The organism is Natrinema soli, assembly GCF_028618695.1.
Genome location: NZ_JAQIVI010000815.1, coordinates 1 through 1,074 on the forward strand (window position 1 = coordinate 1; position 1,074 = coordinate 1,074).

2 protein-coding genes are annotated in these 1,074 nt (G+C 67.9%); both read right to left on the reverse strand.

Features of this window, described 5'->3' with window-relative positions; all coding sequences use genetic code 11:
• On the reverse strand, nt 1–444 hold a 444-nt coding region (locus PGX04_RS33185; protein WP_273742366.1), incomplete at its 3' end, for an MFS transporter.
• Nucleotides 445–603: 159 nt separating this feature from the next.
• On the reverse strand, nt 604–1,074 hold a 471-nt coding region (locus PGX04_RS33190; protein ID WP_273742367.1), incomplete at its 5' end, for an aldehyde ferredoxin oxidoreductase C-terminal domain-containing protein.

A 1,074-nucleotide genomic window follows, 5' to 3' on the forward strand; every position in this document is an offset into this window, starting at 1 on the left:
GACCGGCGTCACGAGGCCGGCGACCGGCGCGCCAAAGCCGTGGATGCCGATGACCGTCCCCGCTTCGTCGAACGTCCGCGTGAGCAGGACCGTCGCCGCCGGATAGTGGAGACCGGCGAAGCCCCCCAGCAGAAAACAACAGAGGACGAACACCGCGAACGCGGGCGAGAAGGCCAGCCCGACGGCCACGACCGACATGCCGCCCACCGCCGCGAGGATGACCCGCTTTTCCCCGTACTGGCCGCTGAGGACGCCGCTCGGGAACTGTGCGAGCGCGTACGCGAGCCACATCCCCGTCAGCGCCACCCCGATGAGCGACTTCGAGACCCCGAATTCGTCGATGATCAGGGGTGCGATCGGGCTGATCGCCAACCGCGCCAGCATCGTCACGAAGAACGCGACGACACACAGCACGAGCGCCGTGTAGGGATACCGCCACTTCATCTACGCCCACATCGTTCCGATACGCGAAAATTCTGTTGATGGATCACGATTCACGCGCGTGACGGCTGCAGTTCCGGATCCGTGGCCCTCGAGCCGTTGCGAGTCGACTCGCCGGACGCTCGCGGCGCCGTCCGGGTTGGTCACGGGCGGGGGCGATCCTCACTCAGCGAGCGACCGAACGTCCTCGAGGTCGAGCCGTTCTACCGTCTCGGGCCGGGGAACGCCGCTCTCGTTCCAGCCTCTGAACTCGTAGTACTCGTCGAGCATCGCGGACAGCTCGTCGGGCGGGCAGAACATTCCTTCGGAGGGACCGTCGGGGATCGGCTCGGTCATCACCCGGTGGGACAGCGTGTCGGTCTCCCGCCGGGCGACGCCCCGGTCGACGTTGACGAGTCGCTCGAGGTTGTAGATCCGCTCGCCAATCTCCGCGACATCGTCGACCGACAGCTCCCAGCCGGTCGCGGCGTTGATCGCGTCGCGGTAGCGCTCGTTGAGCTGTGCCCCCCAGCCGCTCTCGCTGACGAACCGACACTGCGTGAGCGAATCGCCCAGCGCGGTGTAGTGCTGGGACCGCGCGGCGAACTCGGGGGTTCCCGCGGTCTCCTCGGCGTGCTCGCCCGCGTACTGCCG